Source organism: Labrenzia sp. CP4 (assembly GCF_001579905.1).
GTDB classification, from domain to species: Bacteria; Pseudomonadota; Alphaproteobacteria; order Rhizobiales; family Stappiaceae; genus Roseibium; species Roseibium algicola.
In genome coordinates, this window is record NZ_CP011927.1 from 3503215 (window position 1) to 3524002 (window position 20788).

At 56.9% G+C, this 20788-nt stretch carries 15 protein-coding genes and 1 pseudogene; 10 read left to right on the plus strand and 6 right to left on the minus strand.

What is annotated here, in order from left to right; all coding sequences use genetic code 11:
• Positions 1 to 25 precede the first annotated feature (25 nt).
• The 3 genes from ACP90_RS16185 (at position 26) to ACP90_RS16195 (ending at position 6805) form a co-directional block, all read left to right on the plus strand.
• Positions 26 to 4351, plus strand: coding sequence for a translocation/assembly module TamB domain-containing protein (locus ACP90_RS16185; protein WP_208993341.1), 4326 nt, complete (start codon positions 26 to 28; stop codon positions 4349 to 4351).
• A 197-nt stretch (positions 4352 to 4548) separates the two neighbouring features.
• Entirely contained in the window at positions 4549 to 4920 is a 372-nt protein-coding gene (locus tag ACP90_RS16190) for a helix-turn-helix domain-containing protein (RefSeq protein ID WP_228148044.1), read from the plus strand.
• Positions 4921 to 5347: 427 nt separating this feature from the next.
• Positions 5348 to 6805, plus strand: a complete 1458-nt coding sequence (locus ACP90_RS16195) for an NAD-dependent succinate-semialdehyde dehydrogenase (protein ID WP_062488931.1) — start codon at positions 5348 to 5350, stop codon at positions 6803 to 6805.
• A gap of 33 nt (positions 6806 to 6838) precedes the next feature.
• Here ACP90_RS16195 and ACP90_RS16200 read toward each other — a convergent pair whose 3' ends face one another.
• Positions 6839 to 9604, minus strand: coding sequence for an EAL domain-containing protein (locus ACP90_RS16200; RefSeq protein ID WP_208993342.1), 2766 nt, complete (start codon positions 9602 to 9604; stop codon positions 6839 to 6841).
• Positions 9605 to 9633: 29 nt separating this feature from the next.
• Positions 9634 to 10755 (minus strand): FecR family protein, encoded by a 1122-nt coding sequence (locus ACP90_RS16205; protein WP_208993343.1) that lies wholly within the window; start codon positions 10753 to 10755, stop codon positions 9634 to 9636.
• A gap of 330 nt (positions 10756 to 11085) precedes the next feature.
• Between ACP90_RS16205 and ACP90_RS28785 the strand changes: the two genes are divergently transcribed.
• Positions 11086 to 11556: a hypothetical protein gene (locus tag ACP90_RS28785; RefSeq protein ID WP_286145777.1), complete on the plus strand. Its 471-nt coding sequence runs from the start codon at positions 11086 to 11088 to the stop codon at positions 11554 to 11556.
• A 201-nt stretch (positions 11557 to 11757) separates the two neighbouring features.
• Here the strand turns inward: ACP90_RS28785 and ACP90_RS28915 are convergent.
• Together ACP90_RS28915 and ACP90_RS16215 are read right to left on the minus strand one after the other, a co-directional pair.
• Positions 11758 to 12264, minus strand: a pseudogene (locus ACP90_RS28915) (hypothetical protein); the annotation flags it as partial.
• Positions 12265 to 12629: 365 nt separating this feature from the next.
• Positions 12630 to 13349, minus strand: a complete 720-nt coding sequence (locus tag ACP90_RS16215; protein WP_062488933.1) for a glycerophosphodiester phosphodiesterase family protein — start codon at positions 13347 to 13349, stop codon at positions 12630 to 12632.
• A 423-nt stretch (positions 13350 to 13772) separates the two neighbouring features.
• Here ACP90_RS16215 and ACP90_RS16220 point away from each other — a divergent pair, with 423 nt between their 5' ends.
• The 5 genes from ACP90_RS16220 to ACP90_RS16240 all read left to right on the plus strand — a co-directional run bounded on the left by ACP90_RS16220 (position 13773) and on the right by ACP90_RS16240 (position 18379).
• On the plus strand, positions 13773 to 14357 hold the full coding sequence (locus tag ACP90_RS16220; RefSeq protein WP_022999451.1) for a YceI family protein: 585 nt from the start codon (positions 13773 to 13775) through the stop codon (positions 14355 to 14357).
• Between the two features lie 52 nt (positions 14358 to 14409).
• Entirely contained in the window at positions 14410 to 14994 is a 585-nt protein-coding gene (locus tag ACP90_RS16225; RefSeq protein ID WP_062488934.1) for a cytochrome b, read from the plus strand.
• Between the two features lie 23 nt (positions 14995 to 15017).
• Entirely contained in the window at positions 15018 to 15575 is a 558-nt protein-coding gene (locus ACP90_RS16230) for a YceI family protein (RefSeq protein WP_022999453.1), read from the plus strand.
• A 151-nt stretch (positions 15576 to 15726) separates the two neighbouring features.
• Positions 15727 to 17364: a fumarate hydratase gene (locus ACP90_RS16235; protein ID WP_062488935.1), complete on the plus strand. Its 1638-nt coding sequence runs from the start codon at positions 15727 to 15729 to the stop codon at positions 17362 to 17364.
• 421 nt (positions 17365 to 17785) lie between these two features.
• Positions 17786 to 18379 carry a L,D-transpeptidase gene (locus ACP90_RS16240; protein WP_031268808.1) on the plus strand — a complete coding sequence of 198 codons (594 nt, stop codon included), beginning with the start codon at positions 17786 to 17788 and terminating at the stop codon, positions 18377 to 18379.
• 81 nt (positions 18380 to 18460) lie between these two features.
• Here ACP90_RS16240 and ACP90_RS16245 read toward each other — a convergent pair whose 3' ends face one another.
• Positions 18461 to 19030 carry a TetR family transcriptional regulator gene (locus tag ACP90_RS16245; RefSeq protein ID WP_062488936.1) on the minus strand — a complete coding sequence of 190 codons (570 nt, stop codon included), beginning with the start codon at positions 19028 to 19030 and terminating at the stop codon, positions 18461 to 18463.
• A 392-nt stretch (positions 19031 to 19422) separates the two neighbouring features.
• Here ACP90_RS16245 and ACP90_RS16250 point away from each other — a divergent pair, with 392 nt between their 5' ends.
• Complete coding sequence (locus tag ACP90_RS16250) at positions 19423 to 19893, plus strand: nuclear transport factor 2 family protein (RefSeq protein WP_062488937.1); 471 nt, start codon at positions 19423 to 19425, stop codon at positions 19891 to 19893.
• 114 nt (positions 19894 to 20007) lie between these two features.
• Here the strand turns inward: ACP90_RS16250 and ACP90_RS16255 are convergent, their stop codons facing one another.
• Positions 20008 to 20718 (minus strand): DNA helicase, encoded by a 711-nt coding sequence (locus ACP90_RS16255; RefSeq protein WP_062488938.1) that lies wholly within the window; start codon positions 20716 to 20718, stop codon positions 20008 to 20010.
• Positions 20719 to 20788 lie beyond the last annotated feature (70 nt).

The following is a 20788-nucleotide window of genomic DNA, read 5'->3' on the forward strand; positions in this document are numbered from 1 at the left end:
GCAGATGCGTTTTCTGAAACTTTCCTTGCGAATCTTCGGATTCCTGATCGCGGTTGCGATTGCTGTTCCCGTCCTCGCCCTTTGTGCTCTGCAAGTGCCGGCGGGCCGCACCTTTGTGTCCAGCGTCGTCAGCACGCTTGCCTCGTCCGACAATCAGACCATCACGATTGAAGATTTGTACATCAGCTTTGGGCTGAAGGCTGAAGTCGGCAAGGTCTCCCTGGCCGACAAGGAAGGAACCTGGCTGAACGTCGAGAACGTTGCCGCCGACTGGCATCCCATGCGGCTCCTTGCCGGCAATCTCGATATTTCTTCTCTCACCGCATCCCGGATAGATCTGGAAAGAACACCTGTCCAGCCACCGGCTGAAGAGGTGGCAGTGACCGAGGAGAGCAGCTCTTCGGGCGGTGTGTCACTGCCATTTAACGTCACTCTCGAACGTCTGGGCCTTGACGAAATCAACCTCGGCGCTCCCCTGCTGGGTGTACCTGTCTCCCTGACGGCCGCAGGATCAGGCTCTTTCGCGCTCGACCCGGCACTTGTCACTGCCGATCTCGACCTGCACCGGATCGACGGCATAGAAGCCGGTCTTGTGGCCAAGGCACAGTTTGAACCCGCCGCCGAAACGCTTGCCTTCGATATTGAAGTGTCCGAACCGCGTGGGGGCCTTGCAGCACGGCTTCTTGAAGTTCCCGACCTGCCCGCGCTGGATCTGTCGCTCAAAGGTGATGGTCCCCTGACCGACTGGGCAGCCAACCTGAGTGTGGCTCTCGATGGCAGGACCACCGTCACCGGTTCGGCAAAAATCGAGGAAAATGCATCCGAACGACATCTGGCCTTCGATCTGGACGGTGATCTCGCGCCGCTTGCACCTCCCGCGGCACAAGCCTTTCTGCTCGGAACGACAAATGCCAAAGGAGCTGCCAGGTTCTCTACGGAGTTCGCCCCTCTTTCGGCCAACCTGACCTTGAAAACACAAACACTTTCTCTGGAAGCAAAGGCCGATCTTGAGAACGATGCCGTCAACGCCACGGCGGATCTTGCCGTAAGTGCCGGGAATGATGCGCTGATTGCGCTCGACCTTGGCGAGAGGCGCATTGCCTTCGGTCCGTTGACCGGAACGGTACGTGTTTCCGGACAACGCTCCGCGGTCGACTGGCAAACCAAGATTGACCTGAAGTCGCTGCAGACAACGGAAGCCAGGACTGGAGCCATCACGCTGTCGTCCTTCGGAAATGGAGCAGATCTCTCCGAAGGAACGCTGACGTCACCCTTCTCGCTGTCGCTCGCCATTGACAGGCTGGAAGGCATTACGCCGCAAACAGAGCCTTTGACCGGTTCACTTGAATTGAAGGCTACGGGCGCCGTGAACGGCTCAACCCAATCGGCCGAGATCAAGGATCTGACCCTTTCAACCGCAGTCGCCTCGCTTGCTCTGTCGGACACGAACCTGTCAGCCGACGCTGTCAACGGATCGGGCAGGCTTTCGCTCGCCGACCTTTCCCGTCTGTCGGGCCTGGCAGGCCGCGATCTGGCCGGTGCTTTGAACGGAACATTTTCGCTGGATCTTGATCCAAGCCAACTGTCGGGCACGATCACCAGCGCTCTCGTCACCAGGGATGTCGGGACGGCAATTCCTCAGGCCGACGCGCTTCTTGAAGGTGAAACACGCATCGACGTATCTGTCGATCTTCAAGGCGTGGACGATATTTCCGTCACCAGTCTCGCTGTTTCGAACAAGGCGCTGGATGCGAAAGGGAATGCCCGTTACCAGCAGAATGAACTCAGTTCCAGCCTGACGACCAGCCTTGCCGATCTCGCAAAGGTCGATCCGCAACTTGCCGGTTCGCTGGAACTCGAAGCGAGCACGGAAGGTCCGATCGACGCGCTTGAAGTGCAGGCGGTCGCCTCGTCAAAGCAGATCATGCTTGCAGGCACACCACTGGATGACTTGAAGCTTTCTGCACAGGCAACGGCCAACCCCGCCGCGCCTACAGCCAAGATTACCAGCAGTGCCAGCCTGAATGGCCAACCCATTGCCGTTGATGTTGAGCTTACCAGCAAGGACGGTGGGGCAAGTGTCAGCCCGCTTTCCGTCAAACTGGCCGGCAACACCGTGACCGGTGAACTTTCTCTGGCAGACCTCGACAAGCCTGTTGAAACGCTCAAGGGCACGTTGAACATCGATGCTCCGGACCTTGCTTCGCTCTCTCCGCTCCTTCTGACGGAAATCGCCGGACGTGTTCAAGGCACAGTGACAGCCAATCCGGAAACGCGGCAACTCGCACTCGACGTTACCGGAAGCGATATCAGCGTGCCCGCAGTCAGTCTCGGCAGCGTAAAGCTCAAGGCCAATCTTACTGCCCCATACGAGCCGGAAACCGTTACTGCGGACATTCAGCTTTCAGACATCCTGACAGATGCGACCCCGGTTCATGCGGTCAGCCTTCAAGCCCAGCCTCAAAATGGCGGCACCGCAATCACGGCAGACGTCAAGCTGGACAAGAACGGCAAGGATGGCGTGACGCTTGCAGCGCAGGTAAACGAACCGGAAGCTGGCTCCTACGTTGTCGCCCTGTCCGAGCTTGCCATGCGATATCAGGGTATCGCCAGCCAGTTGAAGCAGCCGACAACCATTTCCTATGCGGCAGGTGAAGCGACGATCGAACCACTGGAGCTTCAGCTTGGCAATGGCTCGCTTGCGGTGTCCGGCAAGGCCGGCGAGACGCTTGACCTGAACGCCAACCTGACATCCATTCCGCTCAATCTTGCCAACGCCTTTGTACCCTCACTTGGTCTCGGCGGTGCTCTTTCGGGGAAAGTGTCTGCCACAGGCAGCTCATCGGCTCCCGAAGCGACCTGGTCGATCTCCGGAACAGGTCTGACGGCTAACGAATTGCGAAACAACGGTCTGGCCGCGCTCAGTCTGTCGACCTCAGGCACATTGAAGAACAACCGGATCGACCAAACGACCAAGGTCAGCGATCCGAATGGACTGAACCTCACGGCTGCGGGAACGGTCGGGCTGCAGAAACCCAATCCGATTGCTCTTACCCTGAATGGCAACGTGCCGACTGCGGCTCTCAGACGCCCCATGATCGAGGCAGGTTTGCGCGGTGAAGGCACAATCGCCCTGAGCGGCAATGTCGGCGGTTCGGCAGCTGCCCCCACTTACCAGATCACCGCCACGCCCAACGGTTTGAAGATCACCAGCCTGTCGACAGGTATCACTGTTCAGAACATTCGCGGCACGGCTTCGGTCAGCCAGAACGAAGCGTCGCTGAACGGCATTGCCGGTGACCTTGCGACGGGCGGCTCCATGTCTGCGTCAGGCACTGTTGGCATGAAGGACGGATTTCCGGCGGATCTCAGCCTGAAACTGGACAATGGGCGCTACGTCGATCCTGGCCTGGTGACTGCGGAAGTGGATGCGGATCTCAAGGTTTCCGGTCCGCTTGCTTCCACCAGCGCATCTGCCATTATCAACGGTCAGGTATCGATCAACAAGGCGGACGTCTCAATTCCCGAGTATCTGCCTGGTGCGATACCTCCCGTTGATGTTAGGCATATCAATGCTTCCAAGGCAATCCAGCAACAGGTTGCAGAACTCGGTGGCGAAGTCTCCCAAACACAGACCCAGCAAAAGACCTTCCCGCCGCGTCTGGACATCGTCCTGTCCGCACCGGGACGGATCTTCATTCGCGGTCGCGGTCTTGATGCGGAACTACAGGGCGATCTCAAGATCGTCGGCACAACGGCCTCGCCGCAGGCAATCGGTGCTTTCGGATTGAAGCGTGGCCAGCTCGACATTCTCACACGCCGCCTGATCTTCTCTCGCGGCAACGCCACTTTCGAGGGCTCACTGACGCCTGTCCTCGACTTTGCGGCAACGACAGTCGTGAGCGACACCACCATCACCGTTACCGTGAGCGGCGAGGCAGACGATCCCCAGATCGCGTTCTCCTCGTCCCCCGAACTTCCGCAAGATGAAGTTCTGGCACTGCTTCTGTTCGGCAAGAGCGTCGGCAACCTGTCGCCCACACAGGTGGCACGGCTTGCGGCGGCCATAGCCACGCTCACCGGGGGCAGCGACAACGGACCGCTTGCCACGATCCGGAAGTCTCTGGGCCTGGATGCCATCGACATCAACACGGACGGGGACAACGGTCCTTCGGTCGCTGTCGGCAAATACATCAATGACAACATCTACGTCGGCGTTGAACAAGGCACGGGTACCGGTTCCAGCCGGGTGAAGGTCGACATTGACCTGGACCGCGGCCTGAAGGTCCGTGGTGAAGTCGGTGCGGACGGATCTTCTAAGGCCGGTATCTTTTTTGAACGCGAGTATTGAGCCTACTCCCGTTCCCGGCAAATCTGACAGGGGCGAAGCGTGTAGCCGCCGCTGGAAACCGCGATTGCGACAAATTGCCCGCCAACGGTTGCAGTGCACTCGTGTCTCGTGCGAGTGTGCCCGCCATGACCAAACAATTTATGAGAAATACTCCGTCCCATCCGGAGGAAACCGTTTTTTCGGTGACGGAGACAGCCGTGAATGACGGGGGTGCAATCATGTCGGTGAACAGCAGTGACTACACTCTGGGTGAACGGATCTGCAAGGCGCGCGATGCCTCCAATCTTTCGACCGCCCAGCTTGCACGCCGGCTGGGCATCAAGACATCCACCCTGCAGAGCTGGGAAAGTGACCGGTCCGAGCCGCGTTCCAACAAACTCGTTTTGCTTGCCGGTATCTTGAATGTAAGCCCGACGTGGCTGCTGGTTGGCCGGGGGACACCGCCGGTTTCGGAAAGCAGCACGACCTCCGATCTCGACAGCATGCGTGTTGCCCTCGACAGGGTTCAACGCCAGGCTCAGGCACTTGCCGACGAGATTGCCACGCTACAGGATCGTCTTGAAGGCTGATCCATTTCGCTGACTAACCAATCTTCTTGTGACGGCCGCCAATAAAAAGGTGGCCGTTTTCAAGCGCTTGATTTGCTTGGCTCAAAATTCTGCAAAGCAAGGGGACTGGCGTCCTTCGGCGCAGGCGTTAAGTGCATCATCCGCATCCCCGCCCCTCTTGGGTCGCCAGACCATGGCCTGACTGCTTGTTTGTCTGCCCGCTATTTTCCGGCACTAGTACGCTTGACTGGGAAAAGCGCTTGCCAGACCTCGCGCCTCCCCCCTATCTCTAGGTCAACGATTTCCTGGCCGGAATCGAGCGAAGGCCCGAAAGCTGGACCCTCCAGCCTTTCTGGCTCCGCTCCTCGCGTTCGTCAGAATGCACTCTCTGCCGGGCGATCCGTCAGACCACCAGCGTCTGCCCCTCTCACGGTTCAGGAAACTACCCATGTCATTGAATGCTGCACTCTTGAAGGAAAAAGTGTTTATCGGCGGCGCATGGAGCGATGCGGACAGCGGACAGACCGTCGCCGTAACCAACCCTGCGACCGGAGAGACGATCGGTACCGTTCCCTTTTGCGGGCGTCCTGAAACCGCAAGGGCGATTGCGGCTGCCGAGGCCGCGCTTCCTGCCTGGAAAGCGCTGACGGCGGAGGCACGGGCCAACCATATGCACGCTCTCTGCGATGCCATCATGGCCGACCTGGACGACCTGGCCGCCATCCTGACCACGGAAATGGGCAAGCCGCTTGCAGAAGCCAAAGGCGAAATTGCGCTTGGTGTGAAATACATCCGTTTCTTTGCCGAGGAAGGCAAACGGGTTTATGGCGACACCATCCCCTCGCCCTGGGCAGACCGCCGCATTCTGGTGACCAAGGAACCCGTCGGGGTCGTCGGCTCTATCACTCCCTGGAATTTTCCGAATTCGATGATTGCCCGCAAGCTTGGCGCAGCCCTGGCCTCCGGCTGCACAATGGTGATGAAGCCTGCAGAATTCACCCCTTATTCGGCGCTGGTCTACGGGGTGATGGCGGAGAAGTCCGGTCTTCCAAAGGGCGTGATCAACATCATCACAGGTGACGCTCCGGCGATTGGCGAGGAGATGTGCGAGAACCCCGTGCTGCGGAAACTGACGTTCACCGGTTCAACCCGTGTCGGCAAGCTGCTGGCCGGGAATGCTGGCCGCAACATGAAGAAGATCTCCATGGAGCTCGGGGGCAACGCGCCTTTTATCGTTTTCGACGATGCCGACCTCGACAAGGCCGTCGAAGGAGCAATTGCCAGCAAGTTTCGCAACTCCGGGCAGACCTGTGTCTGTGCCAACAGGCTCTATGTGCAGGCCGGCGTCTACGACGCTTTTGCCCAGAAGCTGAAGGACGCGATGGCAGCGCAGCTGAAGGTCGGCAACGGTCTTGAAGCCGGAACGACCCAAGGCCCGCTGATCAACGAAGCTGCTGTCGAAAAGGTCGCCGATCACGTGCAGGATGCGCTGTCCAAGGGTGGTGAACTGATTACTGGCGGGCATCGCCCCAACGGCCCGGGAACGTTTTTCGAGCCGACACTGATCACCAAGGCGACGTCCGATATGAAGGTGGCGCGCGAAGAAACCTTTGGTCCGCTTGCCGTTCTGTTCAGGTTCGACACTGAAGAAGAAGCGGTGCGACTTGCCAATGACACCGAATTCGGCCTCGCCTGCTACTTCTATACCAAAGATCTTGGCCGCACTTTCCGCGTCATGGAACAGCTTCAGTACGGTCTTGTCGGGGTCAACGAAGGCGTCATCACGACAGAGGTTGCCCCCTTTGGCGGCGTCAAGGACAGCGGCATGGGCAACGAAGGCTCGAAGTACGGCCTGGACGATTATCTGAACGTGAAATACAGCTGCATCGGCGGCCTCGGCATGTAATTGCCTTGCGTCCCGGCCCAACGCCGGGACGCATTACGCTGCGTTGAGCAGTGTCGACTGGAGATTGGCGGAACTCATGGGGCGCCCGAAAAGGTAGCCCTGACCGTACTTGCAGCCCAGTTCGCGAAGCCGCTCTGCCTGTTCACCGGTTTCGATGCCCTCGACAATAACGGACATTCCATAGCCCTTCGCCATATGCAGCACTGCCTCGATCACGGAGATGTCCTGTTTGCTGGCGATCGACTGGCGAACAAATGTCTTGTCGAGCTTGATCTTCGAGAACGGATATTTGGGCAGGTAGCCGAGTGAAGAATAGCCGGTCCCGAAGTCGTCCAGTGAGAAGCTGCAGCCGAACGCCCGCATTTCTTCCATGGCAAACTTCAGGTCGAGCGTTTCATCGATAAACAGGGATTCCGTGATTTCCAGATCCAGTAGGTCCGAAGGAAAGCCCGTTCTTTGCAGCGCCTCGCCGACAGTGGCAACAAGATTGCCGCGACTGAACTGTATGGCTGACACATTGATGGACAGACGGAGGTGGCTCGACCAGGTCAGCGCTTCCTTCATTCCCCTGTTCAATGCCCATGCCCCCAATTCCACGATATAACCGTTTTCCTCGGCAATCGGGACGAACTCGGCGGGCGAGATCGGCCCCAGTTCCCGATGGTCCCATCGCAGCAAGGCCTCCACACCGAAGATCGACCGGTCGGCCAGGTTGGTAAGTGGCTGATAGACCATGTGCAGCTCGTCTCGGACAATTGCCTTGAAGAGTTCCGTCTCCAGTTGGCGCCGGCGCTGCAGCGCTGCGTCCATCTCCGGCAGAAAACGCAGGACCGGCGACCGGTTGTTTCGCCGGACCTTGGCAAGGGCATTGCCGGATTTCTTCAAAAGATGCTCGGGTGTCATGTCTCCGCTGGTAACGATGTACCCGAACTTGAGCTGCACCGAGATTCTGGCGCCTTCGATCTTGTAGTCCTCGCCGATCACTTCCTGGAGCGACTCGATCAGCGCCAGATCCTGATCCGGCTCACAGCGAAATACGCCTGCAAAAACATCTGCTGTAATGGCTGCCCATGTCGTGCGAGCGGAAAGATGGCTTTTCAGACGCATCGCGACCGTTTCACGAAGCTGGTCACCGTAGGAAAATCCGAGCGAAGCAACGATCTGATCGAAATTGGCAATCGCGAATTGAACCAGGCATACTTCCTGGCCCGTGCCGCGAGCCAGCTTAAGCGTTGCGGCAACTTCTTCTTCAAAACCGTTCCGGTTGAAAAGCCCGGTGCTTGGATCGAACCGTGCGAGATAAGCAAGGCGTTCCGCGGATTCCTTTTCTTCGGTCACATCCCGACATGTCAGACAGGCGACCGCTTCGGTTTCCATATCGCGCAGTTTCTTCGATTTCGCGATCGTGCGTTCAGAGCGCGTGACAACATATTCGATAAACCGGCGTCTTCCGTCGTCAAGGCGCATGTCCAGGATCTTGGCCACCGGCTGACGGTTTCCAGGGTCTGCAAGAACTGACAAAGCTTCTTCAACCAGCTCCAGCGGCAGTACATTCCTGGCAGGCTTACCGACAAGAGCATCGCTTTGGAACAATGAGCGGGCCATTTGGCTTGCAGCGGAGACACGACCGTCATTCTGAACGACAACGATTGCATCAAAGCTGTCGTCGAAGACAAGTCCGAGCATACGCTCGCTGTTGCGGCGTCTGACGTTGGCGATGTGTGAGAGAAGCTTGTGAAAGCCCAGTTCCCGCAAGACGATACTTGCGGCTGCCAACAGCAGAATGAGATGCGAGCTTGCGGTCGGCACAAGGACGGGAGCCGACTTCTGGATGGCAATGGCACCAATTTCAAACATGATCGCGCAGAGCGCAAGAATGCTGATCTTGAGGGCCCAGCCTTCAATTTTCGTCAAAAGCAGAGCGAAGAAGACGAGAAGTGCCCAAAGGACCGCAATCCCCTCACCCCTGACTTCCATTGCCCTGTTCTGCAACAGCGTTTCGGCCCCGAGTGCCTGAATTATACTTCCCGGCAAGACATCGTAGACGGGAACAGGAAACAGGTCTCGAAGCTCCTGCGCACTTGCACCGACGATCACCTTCTTGTCCAGAAACAGACCTGGGGCCGCTGACTTGTTCAGGACATCAACAAGCGATACCCGCTCCATCTGTTCCAGTGAGATGCTGTAATCAATGCCGAAACTTCCGGCTGCGTCTCCGGTGTACTCGCCCAGGAGAGCCGCGGCAGAGATCTCCGAATTCCCATTGATCTCGAAACCGTACAGATTTCGCCAGATGCGGCTGTCGGTTTCCATCGGAACCATGACGACGACCGGCCAGGCTACATTCAGAAACTGTTCGATCGGCTGGTTGACGACTTGCCCGGCATCCTGTTCAGCCGAAGCGGCTTGCAGGAACGTGGCAAGGCTGACGTTCCCGGCGCGCTCGATCGCGGCTGCAAACAGCGTGTCATCTTCAGGATTGGAAGTTGAGCTGAAATCGATGTCGAATACGATGTCGCGGGCGCCCGCTTCAGCCAGATGATCTGTCAGGTCGGCATAAAGACGGCGCGGCAATGGCCATACGCCAAGTTCATTCAGGCTTCTGGCATCGATATCCACGACCACGATGTCGCCGGAGACCGGTCTTTCGATCGTATGGAAACGAAACTCCCAGAGAAACCGATCGAACGCCGTGGTCAGGGCAACCGTGCGCAGAACAGCCACGGCGGCGATCACGCCGACCACGATCAAGACCGCGCTCGCTATCCGTTTCCGCTGTTCAGAGCTTCCGATCAGCACACCCACCGCCCACTTTCTCAGTCCGCACTTCAGGTGTCAGAGGCAATGCCTTGCACCTGCGGTATCCTGATTACCGTCAGTTCTTGTTTTTTTCCGTTTCCGTTTCCGGAATTGCCTTTGCCGTTTCCGCCGGCATTGTTGTTGCCGCTCCCGGAATTGCCATTGCCTGAGTTTCCGTTGCCGGAATTCCCGTTACCATTGCCACCGGAATTGCCGTTACCGTTGCCGCCGGAATTGTTGTTACCGCTTCCGGAATTACCATTTCCGTTGCCACCGGAATTCCCGTTGCCGTTACCACCGGAATTGCCGTTACCGTTACCACCGGAATTCCCGTTGCCATTGCCTCCGGAATTGCCGTTACCGTTGCCACCGGAATTACCGTTTCCGTTGCCACCGGATTTCCCGTTGCCGTTGCCATTGCCGCCGGAATTGTTGTTGCCTTTGCCGGCATTCCCGTTCGAGTTCGCCGATTTCGCTTCTGCTGCATTTGATGGCACGTTTTTCACGGCCGGTGTTTCAAATGCAGGCGCGCGCTTGGCTCCAGGTTTTACGGTCGGTTTGGTACGACCGCTCACAGACAAGCCAACCCGGTTTGACGGTGCACTGGCTGCAGCCTGACCGGCTGTCAGGTCCACCCTGTCGCCGGAGGCGAAATCTTCCACAGCGACAACGCCTCGTTCGACGGAAACGCGAGCCTGCTTGCCCTGGACATTGACCTCAAATCGCGTACCTTTCACCACAGCGGCAAAAAACGGGGTTTCGACGGTGAAATGCGGCTGCTGCCGTTTTTCAACATCGACCTCGATCGTCCCCTTTCTCTGCAGCAGTGTGGTCTTTGCTCCATTGCTGCGAAATGCCGACATGGCAAAGGTGGTGTTCGGCCCAACGGCGATGGTTTCGCTGCCTCTGCCTATGAGAGCGCGGGCACCTGCCCTGGTTCCGATGGTGTAGCCTTTTTCAAACACCATGCCCTTTTTGACACGGAAAGCTTCCACGCCAGGCGCAACGAAATAAACGATGCCGGACACACGTTTGACAACCCAGTCCGAAGCATTCGCAGTAGCAGGAAGCAGAACCAGAGCTGCAAGCAAGAGGACCCGCAGAAGTGATCCTGCTTTCCGCTCGACTGAATACATAGCGTCTTTTTTCATCTTGCTCTTCAACACGTTACGACTGACTGTCAATGCCGTGCGCAGAACCCACGGACAGGTTTATTGAGTTCTACACATCCTGTGTAGCATTTCAGCGTTTAACCCAACGTGAAGACAGGCGGAAAATATTGCCTATGCTCGTCACTAGTTGCGATAAACGACTACTTCAAAACAGAAAGGAGCTAGGTAATCTTCCGTAAAATACGGAGTTACCCAGCCCGACCTCCACGACTTGTATCCGCCAATACGGATTGCTTGTCGTCATATTCCTGGAACGTCTTCAGCAGCAGCGAGACTTAATATCCCGAGCGATACCTTTTCGCAGACGGAGTGGCGTTACCGACCCTTGCCATTTCCGTTGCCACCGGAATTGCCATTGCCGTTGCCACCGGAATTGCCATTGCCGTTGCCGCCGGAATTGCCGTTGCCGTTGCCACCGGAATTGCCGTTGCCATTGCCGCCGGAATTGCCGTTTCCGTTGCCGCCGGAATTGCCGTTGCCGTTGCCACCGGAATTGCCGTTGCCATTGCCGCCGGAATTGCCGTTTCCGTTGCCACCGGAATTACCGTTTCCGTTGCCGCCGGAATTACCGTTTCCGTTGCCGCCGGAATTACCGTTTCCGTTGCCACCGGAGTTGCCATTCCCGTTGCCACCGGAGTTGCCGTTGCCATTGCCACCGGAGTTGCCATTGCCGTTGTTCCCCGAGCGGGAATCTCCAGCATTGCCCCGGTTGCCGCCATTGGCAGCTCTTGCTTCAGCTTTGGTAGCTGGCACGTTCTTCACGACGCGTGTTTCGAATGAAGGAGCCCGTTTGGGGCCAGAACGCACCGCAGGCTTGTTCTTCCCGCTGACGGATAGACCGACGCGGCGCGAAGGGTTGGTGGCGGCCGCCTGACCGGCGCCTACGTCGGCACGGTCTCCGGATGCAAAATCATGAACACCGACAACGCCCCGCCCCACATTGACCGACGCAGTCCTGTTGCCGACCTTAACCCTGAACTGAGTTCCTTTGACAACAGCGGCAAGGAAAGGGGTTTCTACTTTGAAATGCCGATACCACCGGCGCTTTACGTCCACATCTACCTGACCACGGTCCTGGTAGACGACCATTCGCTTGATCAGCACGCCCTTCGGCTCAAGCGTCACAACAGAATTTGGAGAAACAACGAATGTTTCTTCACCCCGATTGATGACTACACGCCCACCGCCGGTCTTGATCTTCCATCCCTTGCGCACCGTCATGCCACGCTTGACGGCAAAGGTCTCGCCGGCACGGGTTTGCACCATGACCCGGCCGCTGACGCGTTCGACCGACCAGTGCCACGGCGTGCCACCTGTCTCCGCGTCTTGCGACAATGCCTCTTGAGAAAACCAGAAGGCCATAAGGGCAGCCAGCAGAAGCGACGCTGCCAACCGCATCCGGAGACCCCAGAACTGTCCAACGTCATCAGCTTTTGCTGCCATGCAACTGGCCTGACCTGAGCGATTGACGTTTATTTTGTTGGACATGGGAGCCCTCTCTTGGCCCGGCCTCAGAAGCTCGGCAAGCTATTCCGCCCCCGTTAACAAGACTTGAATTAAAATGGGAAACCTTTTTATTTCATTCTTTTAGTAAAAATTGTTCTATCATCTAACGTTTCGAACTTTTTCCCATATTAGATAAAATTTTAATATTAAAACTATTTAAGATTGTATTTTTGGATTACTAGAGAAAAATCACAATCATAGATACTTGCGATCCCTGATCGAAATGACGTATGAGGCTCAAAATATTTTTTCAATCAATCCAAAACAAATTGGCCAGGAACCCGCAAGTTCCCGGCCACGCCAGTCAATGATTTCCGTCGCAGTGCAATTTGCATCACACTGGAGCGTCAGACTGTTGCCAAAAGCTCTTTTTCCACGGACTTGAAAATTTCGACCTGGTCGATGTTCATTTGCTCGACGCCGCAGCGCACGGCTTTCTCGAAAACGGCTCGTTCAGACCCGGCGTAGAACATCTGCGTAATCAATCCGGCCTGCTTTGCCTCGTTTATGAGATTCTCTTCCAGGTCATCCTCATGGAATTCCAGTATATGCGCACCCTGGGCAACGGCGCGCTCGACCGAACCAACGTGAGCGTAAAGAACCATGCGCCGCAGGTCCGGTACCTTTGCACGGGCTTCAGCGCGGATTGCCTGATCGAACGAAAACGTCCAGGCGTCACTCAGCATGCCGCGGACTGCCAGCATGTCGCGAATTTCCGCAGGGTCGCCTTCCTTGATCTCAACATAGGTGCCAATACGGCCCTTGCAGGTATCCAGAAACGTGTCCAGCCTTGGAACACGTTCGCCCTTGAAGGTCTCCTTGAACCAGTTCCCTGCATCAAGAAGGTCAATTTCGTCGGAAGTCATATCCGAAATTCGGCCACTTCCATCCGTCGTCCGGTCAACAGTTGCATCGTGCATCACGTAGAGGATGCCATCCCTGGACGGCCGAACATCCAACTCGACAACTTCGGCGCCAAGCGCAATTGCTCCCTCGAGCGAGGCAATCGTGTTTTCCGGAGCCTGAAGGCTGGCTCCGCGGTGGCACACAACGACGGCTTGTTTCACGGTTAGGTCTCCTGTGTCTCCAGAGTGATATCCGGAGCTTGGATAGGGCTGGCAAACGGCCACTCTAGAGGGAAGTCGATGAAACAGGTGCCTGAAATTCTTGATGAAATGATGACACTGCAACTTCCCTCGCAATTTCAGTTGCTTACCGGTAGCAACACCCCTTAATTGAATGACTGGACAATTCACTTCAGTCTCGGAATTCTATCGCGATTCTCACCCAATACCGCAGGGTCGACTTTCTATCCCCCTGACGCTTGAAAATCTTTCCAAAGCCACACAGTTAACGGTGAAGAAATCAACTGAATTATTGTTCAGCATTTACGAACAGTCAGTCAAATTGCACCGCACAATTTTCTTCCTATGTTCCAGTCTGCAGCGTTCATGAGCGAACGCTTCTGGTAACATCTATGAGGTTTGATCATGATCCGTCTCGCAGCTTCTGCGCTTGCCCTTTCCCTCGTCGCAGGCACCGCCCTTGCCGAACCGGTGGCCTACGACTTCGACAAGTCCCACGCCAACCTGGCTTTCTCCTATAACCACCTTGGCTACTCCACGACCGAAGGCCGTTTCGGCGAATGGGAAGGCACGCTGCTGATCGACAAGGACACACCTGCCAATTCCTCCATCGAATTCACGATCGACGTCGGCAGCCTCGACACGTTCTGGGCAGAGCGCAACGCGCACTTCCTGAGCGCGGACTTCTTTGACGCAGAAAAATTCCCGAAGGCGACCTTCAAGAGCACCAAGGTCGAAAAGACCGGTGACAACCAGCTGGAAGTGACCGGCGACCTGACCATCAAGGACATCACCAAGCCGGTGACCCTGACCGTTGATGTCACTGCACTTGGTGAGCACCCGATGGCGAAGAAGGAAGCTGCCGGTTTTGCCGTTTCCACAGTTCTGAAGCGTTCCGACTATGGAATGGACATGTATGTTCCCTATGTAGGTGACGACATTACCGTGACCTTCCATTCCGAAGCTCTGAAGTCCGACGCGACCAACTAAGTGAACACCCTCGGAGGCCGGACAGACCGGCCTCCGTTTTCCAGGAGCCGCCATGCTGCGCAACACTTCAACCGGGTATGGAAGAATTGCCATCGCGTTCCATTGGACGATGGCAGTTTTGGTCATCGGCATGCTTGGCCTCGGCCTCTACATGCACCAGCTTCCGCCAACCGAACAGGCAACCTTTGAGCTCTATCAGTTGCACAAGTCGATCGGCTTTGTGGTGCTGACGCTTGCCGTGCTCCGTCTTGTCTGGCGCCTTCTCAACCCTTCGCCGAAACTGCCTGACAACATGCACCTGCTGGAAAAGGTCGGGGCGCATCTTGGGCATGTCGGCCTGTACGCGCTTCTGTTTGCCCTGCCACTGACCGGCTGGTTCATGGTGTCGGCTTCGCCGTGGGGCATTCCGACCATCCTGTTCAACACCTGGCCAGTGCCACATCTGCCGGTTCCAGGTGTGCTTGGTTCGCAGGAACAGGCGGAAACTTTCTTCAAGCTGCTGCATGAATATGGGGCTTATCTGTTGATCGCGCTGATTGCCGTTCATGTCGCAGCAGCGCTGAAACACCACTTCATCGCCCGCGACGCCACGTTGAAACGCATGATTTCAACCGCACCCGCCAAGGCCGATAGCTGACAACACGAACTGGAAATCCGCAGATGACATTGAAGCATTTTACATATGCCGTTGCAGTCCTGTCGGCGACGACCTTCACCGCACCGGCGTTTGCCGACACCTGGAAAGTCGATCCGGACAAGAGCAAGCTCGGCTTTGAAGTCAAACAGGGCGGCGGCACGCTGACTGGCGTCTTCGCGTCGTGGGAAGCAGACATCGATTTTGATCCTGCGGCCCCTGAAACCGCCAAGATCAGTGCTGAAATCAAACCGATGAGCGCCACTACCGGCAATGCCCAGTTCGACGGCACCCTGCCTGGCAAGGACTGGTTCAACGCCGGGGACTTCCCGACGGCCGAATTCACGTCCGACACTGTCGAGCTTGTCGAAGGCAACAGCTACCGGGCACAGGGCACGCTCTCCATAAAGGGAATTTCCCAGCCGGTCGAGATGGATTTCACCCTGGACATCGCGGGCGACACCGCCACAGCAAAGGGGACGGCCATCGTCAACAGGCTCGACTATCAGCTTGGCAGCGGGGTCGGCACCGACACGGTCGGAGATATCGTCACCGTCACCCTGGATCTTACGGCGATCCGCTGACATCGCCTTCGGCAAACAAGACTTCCGGCTCCGACCATTTGATCAGGCTGCGGCACTTGGCGTCCGCAGCCTTTTTGCCGTATGAGAACAGCACTCAACGTTCCAGCGCTTCCCGATGTGACGGGAAGCAGCCAGATCAGGAAAGCCTCCTATGAACGCTCCGCTCACACCTCCAGCTTATCAGCACAGCGCCCTTTTCCCTCAGGGAGAAGACAAGACCCCGTATCGGAAACTGACGTCGGACCACGTCAAGACAGCCGAGTTCAACGGCGAAGAGGTACTGGTTGTCGAAGCTGAAGGTCTACGCCTTCTTGCCGAAGAGGCCTTCAAGGACATCAACCATTTCCTGCGTCCAGGCCACCTGGAACAGCTGAAGAAGATCCTGGAAGATCCGGAAGCGACCGAGAACGACAAATTCGTTGCGTTTGATCTCCTGAAAAACGCGAACATCGCCTCCCACGGTGTTCTGCCGATGTGCCAGGATACGGGCACCGCAATCATCATGGGCAAGAAGGGCCGCCGGGTCTGGACCGACGGGACGGACGAAGCCGCACTCGGCGAAGGTTCCCGGGACGCTTATTTCAAAAAGAACCTGCGGTATTCCCAGCTTGCGCCGATTTCCATGTTCGAGGAAAAGAACACGAGCAACAACATGCCGGCACAGATCGAGCTCTATGCCGAAGGTGAAGATGCCTACAAGTTCCTGTTCATGGCCAAGGGTGGCGGTTCGGCCAACAAGACTTTCCTGTTCCAGGGCACACCATCCCTGCTGACCCATGACCGGCTGGTGGAATTTCTCAAGGAAAAGATCCTTACGCTCGGTACTGCTGCCTGCCCGCCCTATCACCTTGCGATCGTCATTGGTGGCACGTCTGCGGAAATGAACCTCAAGACAGCAAAACTGGCTTCGGCCCGCTATCTTGACGGCCTGCCGACGCAAGGGTCGGAACTGGGACATGCCTTCCGTGACCTTGAGCTGGAAGCCGAGATCCACAAACTGACCCAGGCAACCGGCGTCGGTGCCCAGTTCGGCGGCAAGTATTTCTGCCACGATGTGCGTGTCATCCGCCTGCCGCGTCACGGCGCGTCCTTGCCAATCGGCCTCGCCGTGTCCTGTTCCGCGGACCGGCAGGCCGTCGGCAAGATCACGAAAGACGGGATTTTCCTGGAACAGCTCGAGATGCACCCGGAAAAATACCTGCCGGAGGTCACCGACGACCACCTGTCCGACAATGTGGTCAAGGTCGACCTGACCCGGCCGATGTCCGAAATCCTGGGCGAACTTTCCAAACACCCGATCAAGACCCGATTGTCGCTTTCCGGACCGCTGATCGTTGCCCGCGACCTTGCCCATTCCAAGCTGCGTGACCGGCTGGAAAGTGGCGAGCCCCTGCCCGACTATTTCAAGAACCATCCGATCTATTACGCTGGCCCGGCCAAGACACCGGAGGGAATGCCTTCAGGTTCGTTCGGTCCGACAACCGCAGGACGCATGGACGCTTACGTCGATCAGTTCCAGGCAGCCGGCGGTTCCATGGTCATGCTGGCCAAAGGCAACCGTTCCGCTCAGGTGCGCCGCGCCTGCCAGGCTCATGGCGGATTTTATCTCGGCTCCATCGGCGGTCCGGCCGCTCGCCTTGCGCAGGATTGTATCAAAAAGGTGGAAGTGGTCGAGTTCGAGGAACTGGGCATGGAAGCCGTCTGGAGAATCGAAGTCGAGGATTTCCCGGCCTTTATCGTCATTGATGACAAGGGCAACGACTTCTTCAAGGAATTGAACCTCGGCTGAACGCGGCTTCAGCTGAAAACACCAGACCCGCGGCTTTTGCCGCGGGTTCTTTTTTGTCTGTCGACACACCAACAACAGTAACCACGCGCCGTTTTGGCGCGATTTGGATCGCGGTCATACGATTCGGAATTGGGCGCGGAATCGCCCAATCCGGATCAAAGATAGCTGACGATTTATGCCAAGGCGGGCAAATTCCACAATCTCAGCGAGCGAACGCGTCTTCATCGCGTTTTTCACGAAAAATCCGTTGCAATTTCAGCACAGACGCAGGACATGGTCTGTGGTCACATCAACGTGAGATTTTCCCGAACACCGTTTTGCGACATAATAATTAAGAGTGCGGCAAGGACATTTTCGTAACGTCACTTTGATTGAGAATCGCATCGTTGAGGCACGAGCCCGATGCTGATGGGGGATCGGAATGAAGAAACTTTTATTTGTAATGGTTGCGGTTCTGGCGGGCGCTTTTGCGCTGACCGCTCAGGCAGCTCCGCGATATGGCTACTTTGACCACAGCACGAACACCTGGGTCACTCCGAAATATCACCCGGGCGGCCCGTCCCCGGTCAAACGCAAGCGCGTGAAATATGATGGCCCGTACCCTGCAGGCACGATCGTCATCGATACCTCCGAGCGTCGTCTTTACCATGTCCTGCCTGGTGGCAAGGCCATGAAGTACGGCGTCGGCGTTGGCAAGGATGGCTTCCAGTGGGCCGGCACGCACCGTATCACCCGCAAGGCTGAATGGCCGAGCTGGACCCCGCCTGCACAGATGCGTGCTCGTGAACGTGCGAAAGGCCGTATCCTTCCGGCTTACATGCCGGGTGGACCGAACAACCCGATGGGTGCTCGCGCGATGTACATCGGCTCGACCCTCTACCGCATTCACGGCACGACTGAGCCGTGGACCATCGGTTCGGCTGTCTCTTCCGGCTGTATCCGTCTGGCAAATGAAGACGTGATCCACCTCTACAACAGCGTGACTGTTGGTTCGAAGGTCATCGTGAAGCGCTAAACTGCGGCACCAATTATCAAGAAATAAAGCCGGGCCCTGCCCGGCTTTTTTTTGATGCTCACATCTAGATCCCAGACTTGATCAATTTTCCGGGATGTGGGCATCGATCAGTACCGCTGCCGCGTTCTTTGCCGCACCTGACGGATCCGGGTCGAACCCCATCTGAGCGGCAACGATTGCCCCCTCCTTGAGAAGGAGGATCTGACGTGCCAGCAGATCCGGCTCGCGAGCCCCCGCCTTTTCCGCAAGGCTCCTGAGTGCCGACAGAAGCAGGCGCTTGTGTTCGGTGGACTGGGCATATGCAGGGTGTACAGGGTCCTGAAACTCACCCGATGCCTTGATGAACATACATCCCTTGAAACCGGGTTCTTCGAACCACTCTTTCAAAATATCAAAAACTGCGAGCAGCTTTTGCCTTGGCGAAAGATCGCGTTCATCCAGCCTGCGCAGGAACCAGTTCCGGAAAGTCTCGTCCCGGTATCTCAACACCGCCAGGATCAGATCATCCTTGGTTCTGAAATGCTTGAACATCGTCGTCTTGGAGATGCCTGTTTCAGCAACAAGCGTATCCATGCCGGTCGCATGGAAACCGTCTCTGTAAAAGACAGCCAGAGACTTGCGTACCAGTTCATCGCGTTTGCTTGGTCGCATGAGCTTCCTTTCTGTACTGACTTGTAAATAGTCAAACATCAGCGATCGTTCAAGATGCCCAAAATAGGTGCTGCCCAAACAGCCGAAACACGACCTCCTCACGTTTTAATGATCTCAAGCACGAAGTTAGTGCCTTGCTATCATGTACAGATCGGCACATATATAACTCGTAACTGAACAGATCGGTACACTTTTATCTGTTTAACACTGCGAGGCAAACCCATGTTCTCACCAAGACCTGCATATCCGCGCGGCTTCTATCTCTTCGGCGCACTTGTTGCCGGGGTACTTGTGATCACATCAGCCTTGACCCCGGCCCCCCAGCCGCTGGACGCCCGCCTTCATGCGGGGTTGGCCTCGTCTCCTCAAATTCAGACCCTGGAGCTTGCGCGATGACAGAACAGCGCCCCCCGCTGCCGCCTTTTACCCTTGAGACCGCCCGCCAGAAGGTGCGTGCTGCGGAAGACGGCTGGAACAGCCGGAACCCGGAGAAGGTCTCGCTAGCCTATACACCGGACACCATTTGGCGGAACCGGTCGGACTTTCCGGTTGGGCGGGAGCAAGTGGTGGAATTCCTCACCAGCAAATGGCAGAGGGAACAGGAGTACCGCCTGATCAAGGAACTGTGGACCTTTGCCGGCAACCGGATTGCGGTTCGCTTTGCCTACGAATGGCACGATGCGGCCGGACAATGGTACCGCTCCTACGGCAACGAGAATTGGGAGTTCGCATCCAATGGCCTGATGCATCGCCGATTTGCCAGCATCAATGATCTCGCCATTTCCGCGAATGATCGCAAGATGCACTGGCCTCAGGGCCCGCGCCCGGCAGACCATCCTGGCCTGAGTGAACTCGGACTTTAACAATCCACAACCCACAAGCCCGCGAAAGCCCGGAACGTATCAAGACGTTCAAGCAACCGGTGCCCTGCGTTCAGCAGGACACCGGCCGGTGATCTAAAAGACCGGAAAGGCAACTCAATGTCCGGACAGCATCATCTCGCCGTCGTGCAGGAAACAGCCCTTGTCGAAGTGCGATAGATCGACAGAATTAGTTGTGCGGATATCGGAGAACCCAGGCAGTGACTGGATCTCGGGATCAAAGCTTCTATGAACCTGAGACAGGAAGACGAGCGTGATACGCCGCTTGTTTGCAAATTGTCTCAGCTCCTCGATCTGCGCACCGAGCGGTGGCTGCGAGCGATGCTGGTCCATGACTTGAAGATAATCGATGACGGCAATGGAGCCCGGCAAAGCATCAGCCAGCGTCTCTTTAATCTTCTCGGCGCAGACGTTGTCGGAAAGCCTAATCCGGAACGTTCCCGATTTTTCCGGATCGCGGTATCCGCTGGCGGAAAGCTTCATACGAACATCGCGATAAGAACATTCTGACGAGAAGAACACGGACGTTCTGCCAGCCTTGGCCGCTTCTGCAAGCAACTCAAGCCCCAGCACCGTTTTGCCGTGCCCGGGCCGTGCACCAAGGATGACCATGTCGCCTGGTCCAAGCGCTGACAAAAGCCTGACCGACGGGCCTTGGTCGCGTGCAGCAGACGCGAGATGGCTCCAGCTTCTGAAACCTTCGCGAACAGCAATATCGTCCAATGCCCGGCTCAACGCGATAGACTTGCTGCGGGCGAGTGTCCGGGCTTCACGCTTCAGGCGGAAAACGGGTGCAGTGAGTTTCATGGTGCGACCTCCAGATCGCGTGCATCAGCCGCTGTCCCTCCTTATGCGAACGCACGATCGTCTGGTTGCC